4 protein-coding genes and 1 pseudogene are annotated in these 7343 nt (G+C 67.9%); 1 reads left to right on the top strand and 4 read right to left on the bottom strand.

The genetic code is table 11. The features are described from left to right. Positions 1-86: 86 nt before the first annotated feature. Positions 87-1415: a M1 family metallopeptidase gene (locus tag ADBZ5N_RS16140; protein ID WP_526259132.1), complete on the bottom strand. Its 1329-nt coding sequence runs from the start codon at positions 1413-1415 to the stop codon at positions 87-89. Continuing rightward, positions 1412-5335, bottom strand: a complete 3924-nt coding sequence (locus tag ADBZ5N_RS16135; protein WP_526259130.1) for a Pls/PosA family non-ribosomal peptide synthetase — start codon at positions 5333-5335, stop codon at positions 1412-1414. Before ADBZ5N_RS16135 ends, ADBZ5N_RS16140 begins: the two co-directional genes overlap by 4 nt. A gap of 212 nt (positions 5336-5547) precedes the next feature. Here ADBZ5N_RS16135 and ADBZ5N_RS16130 point away from each other — a divergent pair, with 212 nt between their 5' ends. After that, positions 5548-6516: a TerC family protein gene (locus ADBZ5N_RS16130; RefSeq protein WP_526259128.1), complete on the top strand. Its 969-nt coding sequence runs from the start codon at positions 5548-5550 to the stop codon at positions 6514-6516. An 8-nt stretch (positions 6517-6524) separates the two neighbouring features. On the opposite strand, the gene ADBZ5N_RS16125 is transcribed toward ADBZ5N_RS16130, so the two are convergent. Continuing rightward, on the bottom strand, positions 6525-7052 hold the full coding sequence (locus ADBZ5N_RS16125) for a 2-oxo-4-hydroxy-4-carboxy-5-ureidoimidazoline decarboxylase (protein WP_526259126.1): 528 nt from the start codon (positions 7050-7052) through the stop codon (positions 6525-6527). Between the two features lie 44 nt (positions 7053-7096). Further along, positions 7097-7343, bottom strand: a pseudogene (locus ADBZ5N_RS16120) (hypothetical protein); the annotation flags it as partial.

Raw genomic sequence — 7343 nt, 5'->3', positions numbered from 1 at the left:
GACCGCCGTCGCCAGTCCCACTCGCGCAACGCTGCCGCGCGCCACCGGGCCGGCGGCGACGCTCACCGCATTGAGCCCGGCACCGGTCACAGCGGCGGCATCCCGGGGGAATACAGCCACGCCTGCCACAGCGGACGCAGCGACACCTCGGCGTAGTTGGCGGCCAGGCCGGTGAAATCGTCGGTCACGACGGTGCCGTGCCGGTGGCGGGTGGTCCAATCCCGCAGCAGGGCGAAGAACTTCTCATCGCCGACGACTCCGCGCAGGGCGTGCAGGGTGAGTGCTCCGCGCTTGTAGACCCGGTCGTCGAACATGTCCCGCGGACCCGGGTCGGCCAGCAGCAGGTTCTGCGCGGCGACCAGCAGACGTTGGTGGTGCTGGTGGGCCAACTCGGCGGCTGTGCGGCCCCCGGAGTGCTCCGACCACAGCCACTCCGCGTAACAGGCGAATCCCTCATGGAGCCAGATGTCACGCCACCGGCGGGCGGTGACGCTGTTACCGAACCACTGGTGGGCCAGTTCGTGGGCGATCAACCGTTCGGAGTTGCGGGTGCCGTCGCAGTGGTTGGCACCGAAAATTGAAACCCCTTGCGCCTCAAGGGGTATCTCGAGGGGCTCATCAGTGACCACGACGGTGTAGCCCGCCGAGAACGGGTACGGACCGAACAGTTTGATGAACAGTTTCATCATCGCTTGCTGGCGGCCGAAATCGTGGTCGAACCGGGCCCGCAGGCGATCGGGAAGGACAGCCTGCATCCGTACCGGCGCCTTCGGTATCTGGCGCAGCGCATACATGCCGATCTGCAGGGTCGCCAGATAGGTGGAGGTCGGTTCGGGTTGTTCGTAGGTCCACACCGTCTGGCCGGCCCGTACCCGCCGCGACACCAATTCCCCCGGTGCCACCGCGTAATACGGGCTGTCGGTGCTGATCCGGATCAGATAGCTCGCTTTGGAACTGGGATGGTCGTCGCAGGGGAACCAGGTCGGTGAGCCGTTGGGCTGGCCGGCCACCAACGCGCCGTTGGACAGTTCCTCGAAACCGACTTCCCCCCAGAGCGTTCGCAGCGGACGCGGTGTGCCACCGTAGCGGACCACAATCGCCATTGCCGATCCGGCGGGCAGCGCGCTGGCCAACCGGATCCGCAGTTTGCCCCCCGAAGCGCCGAAATGGCTTGGCCGGCGGCCGTTGACGGTGACCTTGGTGGCCGACATGAAGTCGGCCAGGTCCAGGGTGAAGGTGTGCAGCGATGCCAGGGCGACGGCGGTGATCGTCGCCGATCCGCTCAGACGGTTGCTGGCAACCTTGTACTCCAGGTCCAGTTCGTAGCGCGACACCCGATAGCCGAAGTTGCCGTTGTCGGGAAGATAGGGGTCGATGACGGGCGGGTTGCTGCTCTTGCGGTCGGCGGCTTTCACGCGGCGCTGTCCTGAACCGCGGACTCGAGGTGCACACCGGCACGTCTGCGCGGAGGCCGCCACGGTGCGATGGGGTTGCCCTGCCAGCGGGTCGACGCCGGCACCTCGTCGCCGCGCATCACCAGTGAGGCCGGCCCCACCGTCGCCCCGGCGCCGATCCGCGACGCGGGCAGCGCGACGCAGTGCGGGCCCAGCGTCGCCCCGTCCTCGAGCACCACGGTGTCCATCCGCATGATCCGGTCGTGGAACAGGTGCGTCTGCACCACGCAGCCGCGGCTGACGGTGCTGCCGTGCCCCAGGGTGACCAGGTCGGCCTCGGGCAGCCAGTAGGTCTCGCACCACACCCCCCGCCCGATCTTCGCGCCCAGCGCCCGCAGCCACAGGTTCATCACCGGGGTCCCGCTGGCGGCGCGGGCGAACCAGGGTGCGGCCACCGTCTCGACGAAGGTGTCGGCGACTTCGTTGCGCCAGACGAAGGAGGACCACAGCGGCTTTTCAGCCGCCTTAATCCTTCCCACCACAAGCCATTTCGCTGCTACGGCGATACCGCCGGCCACCGCGCCGGCCGCCAGGAACACCGCCCCGCAGACCAACGCGGCCGGGCCGTACCCGAACCGCAGGACGATCGCCTGCAACACCGCTAGCGTCGCCACCCCGATCGCGAAGGTCACGACCAACGGCACCACTCGGCAGGTCTCGACCGCACCGCGGGCCAGTTTCAACCGCAACGGGGGGTCGTAGGTCAGGGCCAGATCGGCAGTGTCGGCGTGCCGGCGCAACCGGATCGGCGGACTACCCAACCAGGACGATCCGGACTTGGCCTTCGGCGGGGTCGCCGACAGGACGGCCACCAGACCATCGTCGGGGACTTTTCTGCCCGGCTGGGTGATACCCGAGTTACCCAGGAACGCCCGCTTCCCGACGGTTGTCGGGGCGACGTGAATCCAGCCGCCACCCAGTTCATACGAGGCCACCATGGTGTCGTCGGCCAGGAAGGCACCGTCCTCGACGGTGGTGAACTTAGGCGTCAGCAACGCTGTCGAGATCTCGGTATTCCGGCCGACTTCGGCGCCGAGAATCCGCAGCCATACCGGGGTCAGCAGACCGGCATAGATCGGGAACAGGTAGTTGCGGGCGGCGTCCATCAGCCGTTCGGTGCACCACAACTGCCAGCCCGCCCGGCTGCGCACCGGGTGGTAACCCTCCCGCAAGCCGATCGCCAGGATCCGCACCGCGCAGACCGTCACCAGGGCGTAGAACCCGGCGGCCACCAGTGCCGCGACCGGAATCCACGGCGCCGCCGCGCGGGCTGCGGCGGAAAGGCTCGCGGTATCGCGCACCGCCGCCGCCAGAACCGTCAGACCGGCCCCCAGCGATACCAGGGGCAACGCACCCAGCAGGACCGAGGACACCGCGTAGACCAGTACCCAGTGCGCGGCCCGCGGCGGGCGGTGATCCGGCCAGGGGTGGCGCGCTTTGCCGGACTTCACCGCCGGCGAACCCTTCCAGTACTGACCGTTTTTCACCTTGCCGACCACCGCCGAACCCGGTGCGACGTCGGCATCCTTGCCCACCACCGCACCGGGCAGCAGCGTGGTCCGCGCGCCGATGGTGGCGTCGTTGCCGATGGTGATCGTGCCGATGTGGAACAGGTCGCCGTCGATCCAGTGGCCGGACAGGTCGACCTCAGGCTCCACCGAACTGCGATGCCCGAGCGTCAGCATCCCGCTGACCGGCGGGACCGAATGCAGATCGACACCCTTGCCAACTGAGTTGCCCAGTGCCCGTGCGTAGTACACCAGCCAGGGGGCACCGGCCAGGTTCTCGGCGCCGCTGGTATCAGCGAGCCGCTCGGCCAGCCACACCCGCAGGTGCTGCCAACCGCCGCGGCGGTAGGTTCCCGGCTTGAGCCCGGCCAGCAGCAGGCGAGCACCGGCCACGGCCAGAGCCATCCGCCCCAGTGGGGTGATGAACACGACGAACGCCAGTGCCACCACCCGCCAGTCGAGTCCAACCAGCCACGGCAGCGGATAAAAATGAGCGACGACGTTGTTGATCACCGCCAGCCAGGTCAGCCACCCGAGACCGGTGAGAGTCGCCAACGGCAGCGTCAGCGCAACCTGGGCGGCCCGGGCACCGGCCGGCACCGGCGCGACATGGCGCGGCGCAGCGGCGACCGGCGGACTCTGCTCAGCGGCCATCTCATCGAGGAATCCGGCCAGCGACCCCAGTCGGGGATGGTCGTAGAGGTGCGCGACGGTCATCCCGGGGAACTGCCCGCGCAGCGCGACCACCAGTTGAGCCGCCGACAGTGACCCCCCGCCGAGGGCGAAGAAGTCGGCCTCGGGCCCGTCGACGACCGCGCCCAGCGCCTCCTGCCACTGCCCGGCCAGCCAGCCCATCGTTCCGCCGAGTTGGGAACCGACGTCGGGAACATCACCGGGCGGGGGCCAGGGCAGCGCGTCGCGGTCCACCTTGCCCGACGTGCGGGTCGGCAGTTCGTCGACCAGAACAAGCCGCGGCACCAGTGCGGCCGGCAGTGACTCAGCGAGTTGAGAGCGGGCCGCGGCCAGGTCGAACGACGGATCCGCCGAGGCGATATAGCCCACCAAAACCGGTGTGCCGCTTGCGGTTTTACGCACCGCCGCCGCGCCGCCACTCACGCCGGGAAGGTGGACCAGAGCTGAATCGACCTCGCCGAGTTCGATGCGGCGCCCGCCGACCTTGACCTGGTCGTCGGCGCGGCCCTGGAAGTACAGACCGTCCGGTTCCAGACGCACCAGGTCGCCGCTGCGGTAGGCCCGTGGCCAGCCCAACCCCGGCATCGGCGCGTACTTCTCGGCGTCCTTGGCCGGATCGAGGTAGCGGGCCAGGCCCACTCCGCCGATCACCAACTCGCCGACGCCGCCGAGTGCGACCGGTGCCCCGGCCTCGTCGACGACCGCCAGATCCCAGCCCGCCAGTGGCAGACCGATACTGACCGGGGCGCCGCCCAGCAGTTTCGACCCGCAGGAGACGACGGTGGCCTCGGTGGGGCCGTAGGTGTTCCACACCTCACGTCCGGCACCCTCCTCACCGGAGGCCAGCCGATCAGCCAGGTCCGGCGGGCAGGCCTCACCGCCGAAGATCACCAGCCGCACCGCCTCCAAGGCCTCGGCCGGCCACAACGCCGCCAGGGTGGGCACCGTGGACACCACGGTGATGTCCCGGGCCACCAGCCATGGCCCCAGATCCATGCCGCTGCGTACCAGGGCACGGGGCGCCGGCACCAGGCAGGCGCCGTGCCGCCAGGCCAGCCACATCTCCTCGCAGGAAGCATCGAATCCGACAGACAACCCGGCCAGGACGCGGTCGTCGGGCCCGATGGGACTGTGCTGCAGAAACATTCGGGCTTCGGCATCGACGAACGCGGCGGCGTTACGGTGGGTGACCGCGACGCCTTTGGGCGTTCCGGTGGATCCGGAGGTGAAGATGATCCAGGCGTCGTCACCGACCTGCGGCGCGCCGGCGCCCCAGCCCCGCGACGGCCCGCGACCGCGACTCAGGCCGGCCTCGGTGATGATGCCGGCCACCCCGGCCTCGGAGAACACCAGTTCGGCACGCTCGTCGGGGTCGTCGGCATCCACCGGCACGTAGGCCGCGCCGGCCGCCAACGTCGACAGGATCGCCAGATACAGCGAGTAACTGCCCGAGGGCATCCGTATCCCGACCCGGTCGCCCCGACCGATCCCGCGGGCCGCCAGCCACCGCATGCCGGCCTCGATGTCCTCGATCACCTCGCTGTAGGTCAACTGGACATCACCGTCGTCGATCGCCGCCGCGTCCGGAAACCGGCCGGCGGTGGCATAGAGAATGTCGACCAGTGTTCGCGGTGCAGGCGCCTGCCCGGCCTGCAGGTACTGAGCGGGGATTGCGGACATCGCCCCGAATCCTATTGGCCGCCGCTCGCCCCGGTGTCGCGTCGAGGGCCCGAACCTGAGACACTTTGCCCGCAGAGGGAATATTCCTTCGCCGCGGTGTCGTCGGCACGTCGGCCTACCTGCCGGCCGTCCGGTTCCGCGGGTCGGCTCAATCCGTTGGGAGTCCGACGGGAGAGACATCGGCCGCGCTCGACGACCGGAGGACACCCCGCGTGACTGTATCCACCTTCGAGTGGGGCATCACCCTCGCGGTGACGCTGGCCGTGTTGTTCTTCGACATCCTCGTCTTCGCCCGGCGGCCGCATGAGCCGAGCCGGCGGGAATGCGTGACGGCACTGGGCGTCTACGTCGGCCTTGCGGTGCTGTTCGGCCTGTGGGTGTGGCGGGCCCACGGCGGCCAGTACGGTCTGGAGTTCTTCGCCGGTTGGCTCACCGAGTACAGCCTGTCGGTCGACAACCTCTTCATCTTCATCATCATCATGGCCAGCTTCAAGGTGCCCAAGATCTACCAGCAACAGGCGCTCATGGTGGGCATCGTGCTCGCGCTGGTCTTCCGCGGAATCTTCATCGCCCTGGGTGCCGTCGCGATCGAGCAGTTCTCCTGGATCTTCTATCTATTCGGCGCCTTCCTGGTGTTCACCGCCGTCAAGTTGATCCGCGACACCGACCACAGCGACGACGGCGACAACGCCGTGGTCCGCTTCGCCAAGAAATACCTCAAGACCACCCCCACCTGGCACGGCCTGAAGTTGTACGTCAAGAGCGGGGGCAAACGGCTGATGACGCCGATGTTCCTGGTGATCCTGGCGTTGGCGACCACCGACCTGCTCTTCGCGATGGACTCCATCCCGGCGATCTACGGCCTGACCAGTGAGCCGTACCTGGTGTTCACCGCCAATGTTTTCGCGCTGATGGGACTGCGCCAGTTGTACTTCCTGCTCGGCGATCTGCTCAACCGGCTGGTCTATCTGTCCCAGGGGTTGGCGTTCATCCTGTTCTTCATCGGCGTCAAGCTACTGCTACACGCCCTGCACGAAAACGAGGTGCCGTTCATCAACGGCGGCCACCCCGTCAAGGTGCCGGAGATACCAACCCTGCTCAGCCTGGCGGTGATCGTCGTGACGCTGCTGCTGACCACGGCGGCCAGCTTGATCAAAACCCGGGTCAGCGATAACCGCTAAACCTGAGTTCAGGTCCAGTTGTCGTAACCGCCCTCCGGCCCGAGCATGCGCTCAAGGCGGCTGCGGTTGAGTTTGGCGATCTCGTTTCGCACGATCTTGCGCTCGGTTTCCCCATCGTTGTGCATCCGGTCGACGATCGAGGCGATCACCGCCGACACCGAGAAGCCGGTCGGGACGTACATGACGAAAACGAATCCGAATTTCTCGGCGTACTCCTGGGCTGAACTGTCCAGCAGTTGCATCACCCCGGGGCGGTCATCCCACAGCGCGCACTGTTCGGCGTGTGAGCGCACGCTGCCGGGCCGGCTGCCGACCCGCGGGTAGGCCTGCAGAATGTCGTCGACCGACTCCTCGGGCAGTGAGAACAGCAGCGCGTCAGCCTTGCGGAACAGCGAGTCGTGGCCGGCGTAGGGACGCCCTCTGGCCAGGTCCGCTGCCATCGTCACACTGTTACAACACTCGAACAGCGCATGCACAGCCCGGCGGGTCGGCAACTGGTTGAACGCGTCGAGACCGATGCCCTGATGGAGTAGCACGCCCACAGCATGGAGAACCCAGACCACGCCCGCGTTACCGCACGTTACAGCTGGGAAAACTTCCCAGCGGCCAGGCCCCGGCGCTCATCCTCGCTGTCCAACACCCGCATCGCGATCCGGTACACCACCAAGGCGAATACCGCGACCAGCGCCAGGATCACCAACACCGAACCGTAGGACGCCTCATCGGCGGACTGGCCGGCGAACGAGGTCAACGACAGTCGCAGGTTGAGCAGTTTGGCGGCGTAGGCGATGCCGATGGGTACCGCCATGTTGATGGTCAGGTTGTAG

This window comes from Mycobacterium sp., from assembly GCF_044370595.1.
GTDB lineage: Bacteria > Actinomycetota > Actinomycetes > Mycobacteriales > Mycobacteriaceae > Mycobacterium.
The sequence above is the reverse complement of the archived record's forward strand: the minus strand, read 5'-3'. Positions and strand labels throughout refer to the sequence as shown.

Bases quoted from the DNA above. Each gene is read 5' to 3' on its own strand.
- ADBZ5N_RS16135 (WP_526259130.1), bottom strand. From the start codon at position 5,335: ATGTCCGCAATCCCCGCTCAGTACCTGCAGGCCGGGCAGGCGCCTGCA.